The following is a 1,224-nucleotide window of genomic DNA, read 5'->3' on the forward strand; positions in this document are numbered from 1 at the left end:
CTGTGTATGCAACATCTGAGATACTCAGCGTATCACCATCAACATCCGACGCTCCCGTTAACAGATCCCCATCTGTAAGCGTGATCGTCCCGTCTTCGTTCATCTGGAAATTCTGATCCTGCGCGACCGGCAGATCATTCACTGGGTTCACTGTCAAATCGATATTGGCTGCAACTGTCGCTTCACCATCGAATACATCGAAACTAATATCGAGATCACCATTGAAGTTTGCAGCCGGTGTCAGCGTGAACGTCCCATCACCATTATCTGTAATCGTCAGTTCAGGATTGGCTGTCTGTAGATTCAACGCCGTGAGCGTATCACCATCCACATCACTCGCTTGCGCCAAGAGCTGCTCTTGGCTCAGTGTGATACTTCCATCCTCATCAATTGCATACGCCAAGTTACCTGAAACAGGGAAGTCGTTCACAGGAACAACTACGATATTCGCTTGGGCCGTATCACTCGCACCCTCAGAATCTAGCACAACCACATCGAGGACAATGTCGCCATTGAAATTCTCATTCGGAATAAAACTAAAGGAGCCATCATCATTCGCACTCAGCGTTCCATCTGATCCTGAGTAGCTAACACCTTGCAGACTCACATCACCTTCAACGTCACTTGAATTCGCCAAAAGCTGTGCAGGTGTCAATGTAATTGTACCGTCCTCATTCATGCTGAAAGACGTATCCCCTGCAACTGGCGGGTCATTCACAGGAACAACTACAATATTCGCTTATACACATCCGGCACTGCCGTCGCCATGAGGTACGTAGAACTCGACGGTGACCTTACCATTGAAGTTCTCATTCGGTGCAAAGGTATATGTGTCATCCCCAGTATCGGTGAAGATTCCATCCGTACCTGTGTATGCAACATCTGAGATACTCAGCGTATCGCCATCAACATCCGACGCTCCCGTTACCAGATCCCCATCTGTAAGCGTGATCGTCCCGTCTTCGTTCATCTGGAAATTCTGATCCTGCGCGACCGGCAGATCATTCACTGGGTTCACTGTCAAATCAATATTGGCTGCAACTGTCGCTCCACCATCGAATACATCGAAACTAATATCGAGATCACCATTGAAGTTTGCAGCCGGTGTCAGCGTGAACGTCCCATCACCATTATCTGTAATCGTCAGTTCCGGATTGGCTGTCTGTAGATTCAACGCCGTGAGCGTATCACCATCCACATCACTCGCTTGCGCCAAGAGCTGCT

General features: G+C 48.7%; 2 protein-coding genes. Both read right to left on the reverse strand.

Annotation, left to right across the window (positions count from 1 at the left end):
- Positions 1-718, reverse strand: a 718-nt coding sequence (locus A3762_RS27345) for a cadherin-like domain-containing protein (protein WP_197469120.1), incomplete at its 3' end; no start/stop codon positions are given.
- Between the two features lie 21 nt (positions 719-739).
- Positions 740-1,224 (reverse strand): cadherin-like domain-containing protein (locus tag A3762_RS27350; RefSeq protein ID WP_197469121.1); only part of this gene is annotated, 485 nt, incomplete at its 5' end.

The organism is Oleiphilus sp. HI0125 (genome assembly GCF_001635355.1).